General features: G+C 60.2%; 17 protein-coding genes. 8 read left to right on the forward strand and 9 right to left on the reverse strand.

Going from position 1 to position 15,679, the window contains the following annotated elements; all coding sequences use genetic code 11:
• Window positions 1-136: 136 nt before the first annotated feature.
• The 3 genes from B0919_RS13595 to B0919_RS13605 all read left to right on the forward strand — a co-directional run bounded on the left by B0919_RS13595 (window position 137) and on the right by B0919_RS13605 (window position 2,955).
• The gene (locus tag B0919_RS13595; protein ID WP_078012827.1) at window positions 137-730 is read left to right on the forward strand and encodes a hypothetical protein; all 594 of its coding nucleotides are present in this window, start codon (window positions 137-139) and stop codon (window positions 728-730) included.
• A gap of 333 nt (window positions 731-1,063) precedes the next feature.
• Entirely contained in the window at window positions 1,064-1,702 is a 639-nt protein-coding gene (locus B0919_RS13600) for an RBBP9/YdeN family alpha/beta hydrolase (RefSeq protein ID WP_078012828.1), read from the forward strand.
• An 80-nt stretch (window positions 1,703-1,782) separates the two neighbouring features.
• The gene (locus B0919_RS13605; protein ID WP_176133040.1) at window positions 1,783-2,955 is read left to right on the forward strand and encodes a lycopene cyclase family protein; all 1,173 of its coding nucleotides are present in this window, start codon (window positions 1,783-1,785) and stop codon (window positions 2,953-2,955) included.
• Window positions 2,956-2,969: 14 nt separating this feature from the next.
• Here B0919_RS13605 and B0919_RS13610 read toward each other — a convergent pair whose 3' ends face one another.
• From B0919_RS13610 to B0919_RS13625, 4 genes are all read right to left on the reverse strand, one after another.
• A complete protein-coding gene (locus B0919_RS13610) occupies window positions 2,970-3,410 on the reverse strand; it encodes an endonuclease domain-containing protein (RefSeq protein ID WP_078012830.1) in 441 nt (146 codons plus the stop codon).
• 177 nt (window positions 3,411-3,587) lie between these two features.
• Complete coding sequence (locus B0919_RS13615) at window positions 3,588-4,355, reverse strand: ABC transporter ATP-binding protein (protein ID WP_078012831.1); 768 nt, start codon at window positions 4,353-4,355, stop codon at window positions 3,588-3,590.
• A 66-nt stretch (window positions 4,356-4,421) separates the two neighbouring features.
• Window positions 4,422-4,643: a DUF2795 domain-containing protein gene (locus tag B0919_RS13620; protein ID WP_022821757.1), complete on the reverse strand. Its 222-nt coding sequence runs from the start codon at window positions 4,641-4,643 to the stop codon at window positions 4,422-4,424.
• 146 nt (window positions 4,644-4,789) lie between these two features.
• Window positions 4,790-6,094: a DUF349 domain-containing protein gene (locus tag B0919_RS13625; protein ID WP_078012832.1), complete on the reverse strand. Its 1,305-nt coding sequence runs from the start codon at window positions 6,092-6,094 to the stop codon at window positions 4,790-4,792.
• A 610-nt stretch (window positions 6,095-6,704) separates the two neighbouring features.
• Between B0919_RS13625 and ettA the strand changes: the two genes are divergently transcribed.
• The 5 genes from ettA (at window position 6,705) to B0919_RS13650 (ending at window position 11,788) form a co-directional block, all read left to right on the forward strand.
• A complete protein-coding gene (gene ettA / locus B0919_RS13630) occupies window positions 6,705-8,372 on the forward strand; it encodes an energy-dependent translational throttle protein EttA (protein WP_078012833.1) in 1,668 nt (555 codons plus the stop codon).
• Window positions 8,373-8,903: 531 nt separating this feature from the next.
• Window positions 8,904-9,338, forward strand: coding sequence for a multiprotein-bridging factor 1 family protein (locus B0919_RS13635; protein ID WP_254846575.1), 435 nt, complete (start codon window positions 8,904-8,906; stop codon window positions 9,336-9,338).
• Window positions 9,338-9,808 (forward strand): hypothetical protein, encoded by a 471-nt coding sequence (locus B0919_RS13640; RefSeq protein ID WP_078012834.1) that lies wholly within the window; start codon window positions 9,338-9,340, stop codon window positions 9,806-9,808. Before B0919_RS13635 ends, B0919_RS13640 begins: the two co-directional genes overlap by 1 nt.
• An 82-nt stretch (window positions 9,809-9,890) precedes the next feature.
• Window positions 9,891-10,829, forward strand: coding sequence for an HNH endonuclease (locus B0919_RS13645; protein WP_078012835.1), 939 nt, complete (start codon window positions 9,891-9,893; stop codon window positions 10,827-10,829).
• Window positions 10,826-11,788 (forward strand): HNH endonuclease, encoded by a 963-nt coding sequence (locus B0919_RS13650; protein ID WP_078012836.1) that lies wholly within the window; start codon window positions 10,826-10,828, stop codon window positions 11,786-11,788. The genes B0919_RS13645 and B0919_RS13650 overlap by 4 nt, the downstream gene beginning before the upstream one ends.
• Window positions 11,789-12,067: 279 nt before the next feature.
• Here the strand turns inward: B0919_RS13650 and B0919_RS13655 are convergent, their stop codons facing one another.
• The 5 genes from B0919_RS13655 to B0919_RS13675 all read right to left on the reverse strand — a co-directional run bounded on the left by B0919_RS13655 (window position 12,068) and on the right by B0919_RS13675 (window position 15,625).
• Window positions 12,068-12,790 carry a hypothetical protein gene (locus B0919_RS13655; RefSeq protein WP_139362117.1) on the reverse strand — a complete coding sequence of 241 codons (723 nt, stop codon included), beginning with the start codon at window positions 12,788-12,790 and terminating at the stop codon, window positions 12,068-12,070.
• A 281-nt stretch (window positions 12,791-13,071) separates the two neighbouring features.
• A complete protein-coding gene (locus B0919_RS13660) occupies window positions 13,072-13,596 on the reverse strand; it encodes a hypothetical protein (protein WP_078012838.1) in 525 nt (174 codons plus the stop codon).
• Between the two features lie 249 nt (window positions 13,597-13,845).
• Complete coding sequence (locus B0919_RS25505; RefSeq protein ID WP_217701032.1) at window positions 13,846-14,646, reverse strand: hypothetical protein; 801 nt, start codon at window positions 14,644-14,646, stop codon at window positions 13,846-13,848.
• A 171-nt stretch (window positions 14,647-14,817) separates the two neighbouring features.
• On the reverse strand, window positions 14,818-15,126 hold the full coding sequence (locus tag B0919_RS13670) for a hypothetical protein (RefSeq protein WP_078012839.1): 309 nt from the start codon (window positions 15,124-15,126) through the stop codon (window positions 14,818-14,820).
• A gap of 205 nt (window positions 15,127-15,331) precedes the next feature.
• Window positions 15,332-15,625 (reverse strand): hypothetical protein, encoded by a 294-nt coding sequence (locus B0919_RS13675; RefSeq protein WP_139362118.1) that lies wholly within the window; start codon window positions 15,623-15,625, stop codon window positions 15,332-15,334.
• Window positions 15,626-15,679 lie beyond the last annotated feature (54 nt).

The following is a 15,679-nucleotide window of genomic DNA, read 5'->3' on the forward strand; positions in this document are numbered from 1 at the left end:
ATAGCCCGCGCTACGGGCCGATCAGCCATCACATGTGTATGTGAGCCGCGCAACCCACGTTGGCCCCAGGTACTCTAATGAGTAGCCGGCCGCGGCAGCTGCGCGCGAAGCCGGCGGCTGGTTTACGCTTGCTCGTATGAAACGCTTACTGACTTTCTTGTTGCTGAGCCTGCCATGGCTGGCCAGCGCCCAGGTAGCCGCTCCCGATACTGCCGCCGTGGCATTGGTTTCCAGGGCCACTCCCGCGCTGGCGGATTCCGTGGCACTCCCGGTGCTGCCCACCGATACCATACCCAGCGCCACGGCTGCGGCCCCTGATTCCGTTCCGGCTGCCCTGCGGGGCTTATCGGCGGAGGAGCGGATGCAGCGGGGCCGCGCCGATGCCGGGCAGCATTACCGCCCGCGCGGCGCTTTCTGGGCTGGATTTGGGGCCGGCACGGTGGTGCCGGCGCTGGGGCTGGCTACTGTGGGGCCGGTGGGGATTGTGGGCGGCTTGGGCACGGCGGTCGGCATCGGGGCGGTGCGGCCAAAGGCCCAGAAGCTACAACGCAGCGCCCCGGAGCCAGAGCTGCTGCGTGACCCGGATTATTACCGCGGCTACTCCGCCAAGGCCAGCGGCCGGCACCTGGGCAAAACGATGCTGGGCTGGGGCGTGGGCACAGTCGTGGGCCTGGCTACCCTGATTACGGTGCTGGCCATTGCCCTGAGCGGAGGAGGGCTTGCGGGCTGATGCCGCTGGCGCCGGATAGTTTGCCAACGAGCCATTGGCTATGTAACCCGTAACCCAGGTTGCAGGATTAAAACTAGCTCCCCTCCTCAGCTGAGGAGGGGCTGGGGGTGGTTGAAAGAATGGGGCTAGAAGTCTAAAAATTAGCTAACGGCCAGATGCCTGGCCAATCACCCCTAGCCCCTCCTCAACTCAGGATGGGGAATAACCCTAGCTCTAACTCTAGCTCCTGGCTTTGGTCTACTGCCCAATTTGTGGTATTATAGAGTCATGTTATTGTGCCGATAAGCCGCGCCGGTGCAAAGCGCTTTATTCATCTCTTTTTCTGCAGTAATAATGCTTCCCGTCAAACACGTGTACGTAGTGCCCCGCTGGGGCGGCAACAGCAGCAGCGACTGGTACCCCTGGCTCAAGCTACAGCTGGAGCAAACCGCCGCCGAAGACGGCGTCCACTACGAAGTGCACCTGCTGGACATGCCCGCCTGGGACGTGCCCACCATCGACAATGCCGTAAGCTACCTCTCGGAAATCCTGCCCCCGCCGCGTCTGCTCACCGAGGACGTGTACCTGGTAGGCCACAGCGTGGGCTGCCTGGCCATTCTGCACTACCTGGCCCAGGTGGCCGAGCAAGTGCCCGCAGCCCGCGTGGGCGGAGTGCTCTGCGTGGCTGGCTGGTTTATGGTCGATAGCCCGTGGCAGGATATTCTGAACTGGATGAACGCGCCTATCAACTTCGAGCGCGCCCGCCAGGCCGTGCCTGCTGACAAGCTCACGGTGCTGCTTTCCGACGACGACCCTTATACCTCCGGCTACCAGCAAAACGAGCAGCTGTGGGTGGAGCGCCTGCACGCGCAGGTGAGCATTCTGCCCGGCCGCCAGCACTTCAGCGCCACGCTCGACCTGGACGTGCGCGACGCCGTGCGCGACCTGGCCGGTGCCTTCAGCTCCGAGCTGACCAGTCGCCACAGCGCGTAGCGGCGTAACCTGCCACGCCTGTATCGCCGTTGAGCTACCGGCGGCCCAAACATTCGGGTCGCCGGTGTTCTTTTGTGCCTGTGAAGTCCGACGACTACGATTACCTGCTGGCCGGCGGCGGCGCGGCGGGCCTGAGCCTGGCCTACTACCTGAGCCAGGAGCCCCGCCTGCGCCACAAGCGCGTGCTGCTGCTCGAACCCGAAGCCAAAACCCAGAACGACCGTACCTGGTCGTTCTGGACGGACCAGCCCACGCCCTACGATGCGGTGCTGGCCGGCGAGTGGCGGCAGCTGGCGTTTCACAGCCCGCAGTTTTCGGCCGTGCTGCCGCTGCAGCGGCACCGCTACTGCACCCTGCGCGGGCTGGATTTTTACCGCTTCGTGCAAGCCGCGCTGGATGCACGGCCCGAGCAATTTGTGCGCGTGGCCGCCCGCGTGGAGCAGCTGGAAAATACCGCCACCGGCGTGCTGGCGCATACTTCCGCCGGCAGCTTTACCGCCCGTTACGCCTTCGACAGCCGCCCACCGCAGCTCTCGCCCCGCCCGGAGCGGCGCTACCTCTGGCAGCACTTCGCGGGCTGGGAAATCGAAACTGACTTCGACGCTTTTGACCGGGCTACGCCCGTATTCATGGACTTCCGGGTGCCGCAGCAGCAGCAGTGCCGCTTCGTGTACGTGCTGCCCTTTACCAGCCGCCGGGCGCTGGTGGAGTACACCTTGTTTTCGGCCACGCTGCTGCCGCGCGAGGAGTACGAAGCGGCCCTGCGTGCTTACCTGGCCGCGGAGCTGGGCGGCCGGCCTTACCGCATCGTGGAAACGGAAGCCGGTGCCATTCCGATGACGGACCACCCGTTTGCGGCGCGCACCGGCCCCAACATCGTGCACTTGGGTACCCGCGGCGGCCGCGTGAAAGCCAGTACGGGTTACGCCTTTCTGCGCATGCAGCAGCACGCCCGGCGCCTCACCGAAGCTTTAGCCACCACCGGCGCCCTGCCCGCCGACTTAACCGGCGACCAGTGGCAGTTCCACTTTTTCGACACCCTGCTGCTCGACATCATGCTGCGCCAGGGCGAACGAACCGGCGGCATTTTTGCCGAACTATTCCAGCGAAACCCACCCGAGCGCATCCTCGATTTTCTGGACGAGCGCACCACCTGGCCGCAAAATCTGCAGGTGATGAACTCCGTCACGCCCTGGCCCTTCCTGCGCTCCATCGCGCAGGTACTGCGCGGCCGTCCGGGAAGTAGGATCTAGGTTAGAGTTAGATACTAAGGGTTAGTTCTCCTCCTCAGCTGAGGAGGGGCTAGGGGTGGTTGATCTGGACGCTTGCCCGTCATCGGCCTTTGGCACGAACGCCGCCCGAATAGCAGCAATACATTATCAGGCTGCTGCAACACAAGCCAATTCTCAAACCGCAGCACGCGTAAGCCCAAGCTGTTGAGATAAGCCGTACGGTCTGTATCATACGCTCCACCGCTAGCCGTGTAGTGCGCAGCACCGTCGAGTTCTACTACCAGTTTCTCGCTCGGGCAATAAAAATCCACGATGTATGGCCCAATGCTCTGCTGGCGACGAAACTTTCGCCCGGCAAGCTGGCTGCGTTGCAGCCCACGCCAAAGCAGTGCCTCCGCGGGCGTTGCGCTGTTGCGCAATTGCTGGCGGGCCTCCTTTTTATGGCCGAGATTGTGTACGTGTTTGGTATCAGGCATAGCAATACGGGCCGCTAGGCCAAAATTACAAGCTAGCTCCCCTCCTCAGATGAGGAGGGGTTGGGGGTGGTTGAAAAATTAGAGCTAGAAATTTAAAAGTTAGATGACGTCCAAACGTTAAGGTCAACCACCCCCAGCCCCTCCTCATCTGAGGAGGGGAGCTAGTTCGTAGCTTTCCTAGCTCTTATCTCGTAGCTCCTGGCTTCTTAGCTCTGGCAGGCTTGCTTCATCTTCCAGCCACGTGCGGGCGGCTTCTACGGTGGCGCGGCTTAGGGGCTGCAGCTCGGGTTGAGGAGCCGAGAGGTTCAGCAAGTAGCCCGGCAGGTCGGGGAGCTGATCCAGGTCGTGGGTGATGCAGAGGATGGTTTTGCGGCGCTCCTGGCCCCAGCGCTGCAGCAGGCCGAACACGCGGCGGCGGTAGTACACGTCCAGCTGCTGGGTGGGCTCGTCGAGCAGCCAGAGGGCCGCGTCCTGGAGCCGCAGCTGCGCCAGCCACACCAGCTGCTGCTCGCCGCCCGAGAGCTGGGTAAAGTCGCGGTGGGCGAGGTGCGTGGCGCCTACTTCCGCCAGCGCCGCGTCGGCCAGGGCATAATCGGTGGGGCCGTAGCCCGCCAGCAGGCCGCGGTGCTGCCGGAAGCGGCCCATCAGCACCAGCTCGCGCACCTCAATGGGAAAGCTGACTACGTTGCGCTGCGGCAAGTGCGCCAGCAGGCCTTCCACGGCCGGGCGCCGCACCGTGCGCAGGTCGCGGCCCTGAATGGTTACCTGCCCCTGGTAGGGCAACTGCCCCGTCAGCACCCGAAACAGGGTGGTCTTGCCGGCGCCGTTGTGCCCCACAATGGCCACAAACGCGCCTTCGGGTACCGACAAAAAAAGGTTGCGGAGCAGCACCCGTGGTGCATACCCCGCAACCAAATCCTTGGTTAGAAGTGAGAAGTCAGACATAAGACCAATAAGATCAGGCTGAGCCCGAAAACTCACTTCTCCTGTCTAACCTCGCGCCTCTGAATGCTAATACTCGTCCTCGTTGAACATGAAGTCTTCTTTGGTCGGGTAGTCCGGCCAAACTTCCTCGATGCTCTCGTAGGGCTGGCCGTCGTCTTCGAGGGCCTGCAGGTTTTCTACCACTTCCATCGGAGCGCCCGACCGGATTGAGTAGTCAATCAGCTCGTCTTTGGTTGCCGGCCAGGGAGCATCTTCCAGGTACGAGGCAAGTTCCAGAGTCCAGTACATAGTCTAGGGTGTGCGTAAAAGAGGGAGTTGAGAAAGAGTCGTGGACGAGCTGCCCACAAAAATCCGGCCGACGCGCGACCGTACGACAAGGCGTCAGGTGAGGGCGGCGTTTGGGGGACAACGCAAACGCGCCCGAAATGTTAGGCCTACTGCTGGTAGCGCAGGCGCAGGAATTCGATGAGGTCGTTTTTGGTGCGAATTTTCCGTTCAAACGCCCGGATTTTGCTTTGCAGCATGGTGCGGAAGGCTTCGTTGCCGGGCGAGTCGTTGAGCTTGCCCAGGTTTTCTTCCAGCACCTGCTGCTCCTGCCGGTCGTACTTGATAAAGTCTTTGAGCGCGGCCACGCGTTGCGCGTACTGCTCGGCCGCCGGGGGCTTGGGGCCCTCGGGGGCCTGCCGCTTCCGAATATAGTGTTCCAGCGAGCTAAGCTCAAACACCCGGTCGCAGGCCGAGAGGAAAGCCTCCCACACGCGGTCCGACTCGGGGCCGCGCACGGGGCCGACCTTTTTCCAGGCCGTTTGCAACTCCTTGGCGCGGGCCACGGCCTCGTGCATGGGGCGCTCCACCAGGGCTTCGGCTTCCTTCACCAGGTCGCGCTTGCGGGTGAGGTTGTCGTCCATGTAGTGGTCCTTAGCCTCGCTGCGCTTGGAGCTGATGTGCTCCTTCAGGCGGTCGAAGAAGCGGTTGTGCGCGGCGCGGAAGCGCGTCCACAGGTCGTTGGCGGTTTTGCGCGGCAAGGAGCCGCCTACTTCCTTCCACTCCTGCTGCAGCAGCTTGAGCTGGGCCGTCACGCCCTCCCAGTCGTCGGAGTTCTGCAGGGCCTCTGATTTGTGAATCAGGGATTTGTACTTCTCGAAGGCCCGGTTGGTCATGGCCTTCTTGTCGGCCTGGAAGGCTTTCTTGCGGGTGTAGAAGTCTTCTACCGCCGCCTGAAAGCGCTGCTCCATTTCGTCGGTTAGCTCCTTGGCCACGGGGCCGGTCTTGATCCAGGCCTGGCGCAGCTCCTTGAGCTGCTCGCCGCCGGCCTGCCAGTCCACGCTGGTGTGCAGGGCCTCGGCTTCCTCGATGAGCTTGACTTTGGTAGCCAGGTTTTTCTCGCGGTTGCGGGCTACCAGGGTGCGGATCTGTTCTTCGGCCTCGGTGAGGCGCGCGTGCAGGGCCGTAAAGTCGCCGAGGCCGTCGAAGGAGGCAATTTGCTCCTTCAGGTGCAGGGCCTTCATCAGGAACGAGCCCTTGTTTTCCGACTCGTCGATGCGGGCCAGCAGGTCGTCTACTTTGGCGCGGAAGCTCTCAAAACGCTGGGCGAAATAAATCAGGGCAGCGTCTTCGGTGTCTTTTACTTGGCCGACTTGGCGGGCCGGCAGGTCCATGAACGGACGGAGCCAAACTTGGTCGCTTTCGATGTAGCCGAACTGACGGGCCTGATCGAGCAGCTGGGTTTGCTGTTCCATAGGATACTAACCTCCTGGATAGGTGCGGGGTGGTGGGTGGCGGAAAACGAAAAACGTACAAGTTTACGGGTTTCGTAACGACTTGACGGTACGCAGCTATCGCGTTGAGGTTAAAGAGAAGCGTCGAACAAATACGTAGGCAGGGCAGACGGCGTACGCTGCCGGAAGTTGCATTATATATCGGATACAACGCAAGTAAAACTCTGCGGCTGGTTCTGTGCCGCAGGCGGCGTAGTTTTGTGAGAGCGGCCAACTCCCCTCTTCAGCTGAGGAGGGGACGCGGTGCCGAAGGCAACGCTGGGGTGGTTGACGGGCGTCCGCGCCGTTCGCAACTACTGGCCCGTCCTGCTCATTTGGCGTACGCTTGTCGAAGCATCTCTACCGCTTCGTTGGGCGCCTCACGTTCGCCTCACCCCCCGGCCCCCTCTCCGAAAAAGGAGAGGGGGAGCCTGGCGAAGTGGTATAGCTGCTTCGACGGCGCTTGGTGGGAGGGCTGTTGATAATCCGCCAACGATTGTCAACCACCCCGCCCTTCGGGCACCCCTCCTCAGCTGAGGAGGGGAGTTTCGTTCTTCTTTTTCCTCTCGACTCTTTTTACCAGCTTCTCTGCATGAGCGACCAGCCCACCATTATTTTCTCCATGGCGGGGGTAACGAAGGTTTACCCGCCCCAGAAACAGGTTCTCAAAAACATCTACCTCTCCTTCTTCTACGGCGCCAAAATCGGCGTGCTCGGTCTGAACGGCTCCGGTAAGTCTTCGCTGCTGAAGGTCATTGCCGGCGTCGACAAGCAGATTCAGGGCGACGTGGTGTGGTCACCGGGCTACACCGTGGGCTACCTGGAGCAGGAGCCCCAGCTCGACGCCACCAAGACGGTGCGCGAGGTTATCGAAGAAGGCGTGGCCGAAACGGTAGCCCTACTCAAGGAATTCGAGGAAATCAACGAAGCCTTCGGCGGCGAAGACCCCGACTTCGACAAGCTGCTGGAGCGCCAGGGCCAGGTGCAGGAGCGCCTCGACCAACTCGACGCCTGGAACCTCGACAACAAGTTGGAGCGCGCCATGGACGCGCTGCGCACCCCGCCCGAAGACGCCATCATCGGCAACCTCTCCGGTGGCGAAAAGCGCCGCGTGGCCCTGTGCCGCCTGCTGCTACAGGAGCCCGACGTGCTGCTGCTCGACGAACCAACCAACCACCTGGACGCCGAATCGGTGCTGTGGCTGGAGCAACACTTGCAGCAGTACAAAGGCACCGTCATTGCCGTAACCCACGACCGGTACTTCCTCGACAACGTGGCCGGCTGGATTCTGGAGCTGGACCGCGGCGAAGGCATTCCGTGGAAGGGCAACTACTCCTCGTGGCTGGAGCAGAAGTCCAACCGCCTCGCCCAGGAAGAGAAAACCGAGAGCAAGCGCCAGAAGACGCTGCAGCGTGAGCTGGAGTGGGTGCGCATGGCTCCGAAAGCGCGCCAGGCCAAGAGCAAGGCCCGCCTCGCCGGCTACGACAAGATGGTGACGGCCGACGCCAAGGAAAAAGAGCAGAAGCTGGAGCTGTTCATCCCCGACGGTCCGCGCCTGGGTGCCCAGGTTATCGAGGCCGAGGGCCTCAGCAAGGCCTTCGGCGACAAGCTGCTGTTCGAGAACCTCTCGTTCTCGTTGCCGCAGGGCGGCATCGTGGGCATCATCGGCCCGAACGGCGCCGGTAAAACCACCCTGTTCCGCCTCATCACCGACCAGATGAAAGCCGACGCGGGCACCTTCGTGGTGGGCCCCACCGTGCAGACGGCCTACGTGGACCAGCAGCACGACACGCTGGACCCCAACAAGTCGGTGTTTGAAACCATCTCGGGCGGCACCGAAACCATGCTGCTGGCCGGCCGGCAGGTGAACTCGCGCGCTTACGTGAGCAACTTCAACTTCCGCGGCGGCGACCAGGAAAAGAAAGTCGGCTCGCTCTCGGGCGGGGAGCGGAACCGCGTGCACCTGGCCACCACCCTTAAGCAGGGCGCCAACCTGCTGCTGCTCGACGAACCGACCAACGACCTCGACGTGAATGCCATCCGCGCCTTGGAAGACGCGCTGGAAAACTTCGCCGGGTGCGCCGTCATCATCAGCCACGACCGGTGGTTCCTCGACCGTCTGGCCACCCACATCCTCGCTTTCGAGGGCGATTCGCAGGTGGTATGGTTCGAGGGCAACTTCTCAGATTACGAGGAAGCCAAGAAGAAGCGCCTCGGCGACGTAGAGCCCAAGCGGGTGCGGTACCGGAGCTTGGGGTAACAGATGAAATTAGGTCGACTCCGATTGCTGTTCGAATATTTCTTTACTTTTGCCTTAACTTTTAAGTGAAGATTCGAGTTGAAATAGTGTGGTTTGCCGAGGGGCTCAAGGCTCGCTTATATTCGGTAAGGCTGCCGGAGCAGAACGTTCCGGAGACAGTTCGTTTCTTCAGCCGTATCTATGATCATCCTCGTTATAAATCAGACGCCCGATTTCGCAAGGCGAGAGAAAAGCTACTTGACTGGCTTGACCGGATTGTTCGGTTGGAAGGAGCGTCGTCACGCTTCTTCCGACCTGAATGGCACGGACAAGCATTGCCAATAGATGGAGGCCCGCTACGCTTATACTGTTATCGGTTCGACGACCGTACACTGTTGCTTTGTGGCGGAGGCATCAAATCAAGTCAGACAGTTCAGGAAAGCCCGGATTGTCTACCGCACTTCAATTTGATGAATTACGTAGTACAAGCACTGCGAAACCGGCACGTTGGCCCAGAGCGTCTACCTGAAAACGCTTCTCAAGCCTACCCACTTGAAATTGACATTCCCGACGATGAATACCCTAGCTGACTTACTTGCTCAAACGCCTCCTTCTGAGGAAGACAAGCGGTTTGTAGATAAATCGATGCAACTGTCCGGCTTGATTGCCGCAGCCATGAGGCGGAAAGGGCTAACGCAAAAAGCGTTGGCGGACCAATTGGGCAAGAAAGAGTCGGAGGTAAGCCGTTGGCTTAGCGGTTTGCACAACTTCACGCTCAAAAGCCTCACACGCTTAGAAGCGGTATTGGGAGAAGATTTGGTTCTGACCTTCCGTGACCAAGTGGCTACGGCTACGCTTACTGCCCCAGCCAAGGTGCAGTGGGCCGAAGCCGCAGACACTTGGCAACCGCCAGTGCGTAGTCAGCAGCCACAGCGTCGCACCGTTGTCTCGGTGGAAGAACCTTACTCACTTACGGAAGCCGCCTAATGGCCGAAACTCCTGCTGCCGCTCCGCGTTTTGCGGTTGATGCCCTAACGCTATGCCAAGTGCAATTGCTGCATTTTACCTTGGACGACACTATGCCGCTTCTGGCCATTCAGGGGCGTTATGGATTTAAGTCGAAGGCCGATATCTTATTTAGCTCACTGCAAGCTGATCAGCTGCGGGTAGACGTGCACACTGATATTAATGTTCCTGCTAAAGCTCGCATGACTGGCGGCACTAAGCCACGCGTGAAAGCCCGTATTGCCGTTGTATTTGAATACCGCGGACTAGACGATTTGCGCAAAAATGGAAAACTCCCCTTGCAACTGGCCCACACGGCCGTAAGCCTGGCGTATTCCACCATGCGTGGGCAGCTACAGGCACGATTGGCTGGCACTTCATTCAGCGGCGCTTCCTTGCCAATTATCAGCCCGCAGCAACTCTGGCAACCACCAGTTCCAGCTGCTGAGTAACAGGTAGTGCAATCCAGAATAGCCGTTGGAACAGAGTACCAACGGCTATTCGCATATTAGGCCTGCGGTATACTGATTAAGGATGAAATACTACCTAGGTGTCACTGACTGGCGCTGGTACAGCTATCTGAGTCAAACTTCTCAGGAGGATGTAAACTTCTGGCAGCCTGGCGGAAAATCTGCCTTTCGGGTGTTGGAACCGGGCGGCCCTTTTCTTTTCAAGTTAAAGAGCCCTTACAATGCAATTGGCGGCATAGGCTTTTTCACGGCACAAAGCCAAGTGCCGTTGTCGGTGGCGTGGGACACTTTCCGTCAACGCAACGGATTCGAGACAATCGAACAGTTTCGGGCAGCTATTCAGCAGATTCGTGGTGATGTCGACCGTAATCCTACTATTGGGTGCATTGCGTTGACCAATCCGGTATTCTTTCAGCGAGAAGATTGGATACCATTGCCCGCAAACTGGAGTAACAATATTGTAGTTGGAAAGAGCTACAATACAGAGAAGGATAGTGTTGATGCTGCACTCTGGCGGCAAGTACAGGCAACCCTTACGCGCTACCACGCAAATTTTCCTAGCAGTCAGGAGGCCGCGCTAGTCGTGGCCGAGCCTGCGCCGCTATACGGGGCCCCGGTTCTTAGAAAAGTCCGTATTGGGCAGGGGGCTTTTCGACTCTCAGTTACTGATGCCTATACCAAACGTTGCGCCATCACGGGAGAAAAGACGCTTCCAGTGTTGGAGGCAGCCCACATTAAACCATACGCTGAAGCGGGGCCCAACACGGTTACCAACGGGTTGCTACTTCGTTCGGATATGCATAAGCTGTTTGACGATGGCTATATCACCGTAACACCCGACTATAAGATTGAAATCAGTAGCCAAATTAGGGAGGAGTTTGAAAATGGGCGCGAGTATTATCAATACCACGGCAAGGGCCTGTTTGTACTCCCGAGCACTGTTAGTAACCGGCCAGGGACAGAATATTTGAACTTCCATAACACGACCATTTTTCGGCCGTGAGTATTCCAAAGCCCTACCTCTACCGCTTCACCCACCTGCGCGTGGCGCGCAGCCATCAGCACGGCGAGGCCCCGTACAAGCCCGCCCTGCTGCTGGCCGTGCTCGACGGCATCGAAGACGGCAGCATCCAGGACAACCGCATCTACATCACCCCGGAGCTGCTGGCCGCCTTCCGCAGCCTCTGCCGCGACCTGAGCACCTCCGCGCTGTTTCGGGCCAACGACTTTTCCCTGCCCTTCTACCACCTCACCGGCGACGGGTTCTGGCACCTGCGCACCCTGCCGGGGCTGGAAGTGCTGCTGACGGCCTCGCGCTCGGTCAAAAGCTTCCGCAGCCTGCGCGACACCGTGGAGTACGCCTACCTGGATGCGGAGCTATGGGCGCTGCTGCAAGAGCCCGCCGCCCGCGAAACGCTGCGCCAGGCGCTGCTGCACCGCTACTTTCCCCAAACGCGCTTTCACTACCAGCCTCGCGCCGGCGCCGCCACCGTGCAGGCCATCCGGCGGCAAATGCTGGAAGAGCCTGCCGCCGAGTACCGCCGCCACGTAGCCCCCGCCGACGAGCTGGACGTGGCCGTGCGCAGCGGCGTGTTCAAGCGCCTGGTGCTCGAGGCCTACGACCACACCTGCGCCATCAGCGGCCTAAAACTCATCAGCACCCAGAGCGCCGCCCCCAATCCCCTACTCGACGCCTGCCACATCGTGCCCTGGGCCCTCACCCACGACGATACCCTGCCTAATGGCCTGGCCCTAACGCCCACCCTGCACCGCGCCTTCGACCGCAAACTCCTGTGGATCGACGAGGAATACCGCGTGCGCCTGGCCGCCAGCTTCGGCGAGCTAGCGGGCCAGGCGCACGGCATTCGGCAGTTTGAGGGCAAGATGCTGCAGCTGCCGCAGGAGCAGGCGTGGTGGCCGGATCGGGAGAATTTGCGGGCGCAGCGGGGAGTAGATGCGTAGTAAGGCGGCAAGCTTAGCCTACGTGTGATGCACGGCGGGTAACTGCAGTCCGGCCGGCGGCCAAGAGTTACTTACAGCTGGCTAGCTGCATATTACGCCGTAGCCGAAAGCCCTGGACCGTTTTGCTTTGACTGCGCGGGTACCCCGGATTAAGTATGACGTTTGGGGGAGAGTAAAGACGCTTTTCAGCTGTGGTGTGGGCAAAGCCCGCGAAACAAGTACGCCCTGACCACCTAGGTAGCCAGGGCGTAGCGGTAAGCTGGTAGGGCTATAGCGGAATTACTCCTGATTTCCATCGACGGCGGCTACTGCTGCCCCGTTGTCGTTGGCGGCTTTCACCTTTTTGGCTTCCACCTGGTAGGTGATGGTTACGTTGCGGTTTTCCTGCGTCAAGGGGCCGAAGCCGGTGCCGAGGTCATCAAAAGCGTTGTCGAAAGACCCTCGGAGCAAGAACAGCTGATCGTCTTTGTTGGCTTTCAGAATCTTCGCAATGAGGTTGAGGGCCAGGTCGGCCGCGGCGGTAATGAGGGCTACCTGCGGAGCAGTGGCGGAAGTAGTGGCCAGCAGGGCCTTCTCAAAATCCTTGAACTGCTTGTCGTTGCGTACCTCGTCGAGCATGGTGCCCACCGCACGCACATCGTCGTCCAGCTCCATCACCAAAATCTGGTAATCCAGGTAAGCGGGAATTTTATCCTTTGATTCGGTGCGGTAGAGCGTGACCCCGGTACCAAGGTTCAGAGCGGTCTTGCGGCGCACCTTTTCGAAGGTTTGGGCGAAGAGTTGAATGGGCTGTTCGGATATCCCGTCCGTGACCACGCTGATAACGCGGATTTCGCCCTTGCCCGGTTCGCGGACTTTGTGGATGAACACGGAATTCAGCCGCAGGCGTACCGCCTCGATGGTGACGGGGAAACTGTCCCGGTTGACCGCACCGAGCATGGAATGCTCCTGCAGGATAGCAGATGGCTCAAAAACGACGTCTGGTTTGAGAAGCGTTGCCATAGGCTGTGAGGTTAGGAATGAGAGAAAGAGGAAAAATCAGCCAACAGCCTAGGCCGTGGCTGAAAAGTCGTTATAGGCTCCCCGAACGGTCATGCTCATCTGGCGTCCGCTTGCCGAAGCATCTCTACCGCTTCGTTGGATAGCACCTGACGAAGCGGGAGAGATGCTTGGCTTACGCCTTCCTTCGGTTCGACTGCGCGGACGCCAGATCGAGCATGACGTTCTATCGTTTTCAGCACCGCCGCACTCACGATGTGTACCACACCGGCAGAGCAGGCTGGTTAGACCGCCACTTCGTCAATTTCAGTAATCCGGTCGAAGGCCAGCTCAAGCACTGGGTCATGAGTCAGTAAATGGAAGGCGTGGTTGCCGATCCAGTAGGGGGCAGAACCCCGCTTGCGGTTTTTGTGCCCGAATCGGTAGTCGGGGTTGGCATGATCCACGGCGTGCACCGACTCGTGAATGATGGTGGAAGCCACATCCTCTATGAAAAACGTGGAGCTCCACCCGGAGCGGTTGGCGAGCTTGGTGGCATTAAGCGACAGGTAAGTCGGCCGCTTGTGGCTAAACAAGCCCAGGGTTTTGCCCTGATCTTCGTTTGGCTCGAACGTGTCGACGTGGAATTCCAGCTCGCAGCTTTCGATCAGCTGGGCAATAGTGGCGGGCTTAACCTTCGTGCTCTTGAAATCTTTGTGCTTTCGGATACCTGCGTAGAACTCAGGTCGGGCCAGTACTTGATTGGCTTGGTCTACGGCTTGCTGTAATGCAGGTAGGGCGTCTTCGCGGCAAGTGATTCTGGGAGGCATGGGCAAAGGGCGTTAATCAGTAGTGGTGAGAGACCAGACAAGCCCGGCACACGGCCAGCGCGTGGGCACGAATGCTGACAACAGGGGCGGCTAGGTGGTAGGGCAGTAGCTAAGCCTACCCGAACCTCTTCTGCCGTCCACTGTGATAGGTGTCAACCCGTGAGCCATATGAGAGGGTATGCCTCTTCGACCGCGAATCAGTAGGTCGTACGCCGCGAGAAGAAGCCGGCAACGCAGCGCAGACTAAAGCTAGGAGGGCATTGCCCAGGGCGTAACGGCGTCGTAGAGTGTCTTATTGGGCTGCACCGAGATGTGCACGTGGTGGTCGTGCGGGTTGGTGCCGTTGTAGGGGCGCCACGTCCAGGCCGTTGCCACATCGATGGGGCCGGCGGTGGCGATGCGCCGGTTCCAAATCACGTACTTCAAACGTGAGTCGCGGCTGGCTATCAGGGCTTGGGCCAACCGGCCGGCGTCGCAGCCCCGGGCCGGGTCGTGGGTAATGTCCAGGGCCGTTACCACGCCCATGCTCCCGTCTCTGACGTGCGGGTTGTGGTCGGAATTGGTGGTCTGGTGTGCCGCGTCGCCGATGGTGCCGTCGCTGACCTTGCTGCGGTTGGGGTAGCGGCGGTTAACCTGGTTGAGCAGCGCCAGCAGCGACCCGGCCGTGCGCCAGGGCCCGGACAAGCGCAGCGGCTGCGCCAGGGCCCTGGCCGCGCCGGCGTCGGATGTAGAGTCGGCATCCATTGCCGCCGTTTCCTCCTGTTTGGCCGCGTCGTCATCGTTGGCGTTGGGCGTGGGCAGCGGCATGATATCGGCCGCCGGGGCCAGGTCGGCTGCCGCGGCGGCGTAGCTGTTGCCCACGCAGAGCGTGCCGGTCAGCAGATTATACCACAGGGGCTGGCCACTGAGTAGCAGGGCGGTTAGTCCGTGCTCAGCGGGGCCTAGTGCCTGCCACCCCGACCAGTCTGGCTCCGTTGCCAGCTTGTAGCGGCTGCGCAGGCCCAGGGTGGGGTGCCACTCCAGTTGAACATCATCGACGGCTACCAGCATAAGGTTACGTAATAAGGCGTTGGCAAAAACTAGGAGCGTGTTGGGATTTTGCTCAAATGACCATCAGAACGTCATGCTTGATCTGGCGTCCGCTTGTCGAAGCATGACCAAAACCTGAATTTCTCAACAGGCTTTAAGAAGCGGAGGTAGCGGAGGCAGTGCTGCTTACAGCTAACGACCCAATACCATGTCGGCCTGCTCCTGTGGGAGTACTGCCAGCGCCCGACGGGTAATTTCTTCCGCCTTGGCCTTATCCTCCTCGGCCTTGGCTTTTCCCTGGGCTCCTACCTGAATGCCCAGGAAAGCCCCGACCAGGGTACCGATCAGGCTGGTAAATACGCCGACCAGGGCCACAACATCGGTCACGGGCTTGCCTTGCGCTACCAGGTAAACGGCAAGGGCCGCGGTAATCAGTAAGCCCAGAACGGTAATCCATAGGGCAGAGCCTACGCGAACATCAGCAGTTAAATCAGAGGCCATGGATCAGGTATTTGGAGGAGAGAAAGGGTCTATGCTTACACCTTAGCACAGCATGGCGGCCGGAGCAGGGCCCGGTACCCGGTACTCAAGACGCCTCCGCAGGACATAGCTGCGCCCCCGAGGCAGCCAACGTTCGGTAAGCGTGGCGTTGGTGCCCTGCGGTATCGGAAGCGCCTGGGTACCCTCGGTGTCCTGGAGACAAACGTTAGGGGCACACGGCATCCAGCAGGCTCGTCAGGGTCCGAATGCCGGTCTTCCACTTTTCCGGGATGAGTGGGAATGCCAGCAAGGCCGTCAGGATGGGTTTTACCTTGCCATAAACCGGGCAGAACTTACCCAGGTCGAGGCCGGCAGCCGCTGCGGGAGCCATGGCCCGGTCGGGGGAGCCGGCAGCCGCTGGGGTGGCGCCGGCCATGTACTGCTGAAAATCAAAATCGCCGATGTGCTGGTCGATTTGCTCGAAGGTCATAGCCGAGGCGGCGGAAGCAGGAGCGTTCATAGCGGAAGAAATGAAGTTGGAGGTGATGAAGTACACATGCACAAGGCCTTGCCC

Origin of the sequence: Hymenobacter sp. CRA2, from assembly GCF_002007105.1 — a bacterium.
In the GTDB taxonomy this organism is placed as follows: Bacteria; Bacteroidota; Bacteroidia; order Cytophagales; family Hymenobacteraceae; genus Solirubrum.

Bases quoted from the DNA above. Each gene is read 5' to 3' on its own strand.
- B0919_RS13595 (WP_078012827.1), top strand. From the start codon at position 137: ATGAAACGCTTACTGACTTTCTTGTTGCTGAGCCTGCCATGGCTGGCC.
- B0919_RS13600 (WP_078012828.1), top strand. From the start codon at position 1,064: ATGCTTCCCGTCAAACACGTGTACGTAGTGCCCCGCTGGGGCGGCAAC.
- B0919_RS13610 (WP_078012830.1), bottom strand. From the start codon at position 3,410: ATGCCTGATACCAAACACGTACACAATCTCGGCCATAAAAAGGAGGCC.
- B0919_RS13615 (WP_078012831.1), bottom strand. From the start codon at position 4,355: ATGTCTGACTTCTCACTTCTAACCAAGGATTTGGTTGCGGGGTATGCA.
- B0919_RS13620 (WP_022821757.1), bottom strand. From the start codon at position 4,643: ATGTACTGGACTCTGGAACTTGCCTCGTACCTGGAAGATGCTCCCTGG.
- B0919_RS13625 (WP_078012832.1), bottom strand. From the start codon at position 6,094: ATGGAACAGCAAACCCAGCTGCTCGATCAGGCCCGTCAGTTCGGCTAC.
- ettA (WP_078012833.1), top strand. From the start codon at position 6,705: ATGAGCGACCAGCCCACCATTATTTTCTCCATGGCGGGGGTAACGAAG.
- B0919_RS13640 (WP_078012834.1), top strand. From the start codon at position 9,338: ATGGCCGAAACTCCTGCTGCCGCTCCGCGTTTTGCGGTTGATGCCCTA.
- B0919_RS13645 (WP_078012835.1), top strand. From the start codon at position 9,891: ATGAAATACTACCTAGGTGTCACTGACTGGCGCTGGTACAGCTATCTG.
- B0919_RS13655 (WP_139362117.1), bottom strand. From the start codon at position 12,790: ATGGCAACGCTTCTCAAACCAGACGTCGTTTTTGAGCCATCTGCTATC.
- B0919_RS13660 (WP_078012838.1), bottom strand. From the start codon at position 13,596: ATGCCTCCCAGAATCACTTGCCGCGAAGACGCCCTACCTGCATTACAG.
- B0919_RS25505 (WP_217701032.1), bottom strand. From the start codon at position 14,646: ATGCTGGTAGCCGTCGATGATGTTCAACTGGAGTGGCACCCCACCCTG.
- B0919_RS13670 (WP_078012839.1), bottom strand. From the start codon at position 15,126: ATGGCCTCTGATTTAACTGCTGATGTTCGCGTAGGCTCTGCCCTATGG.
- B0919_RS13675 (WP_139362118.1), bottom strand. From the start codon at position 15,625: ATGAACGCTCCTGCTTCCGCCGCCTCGGCTATGACCTTCGAGCAAATC.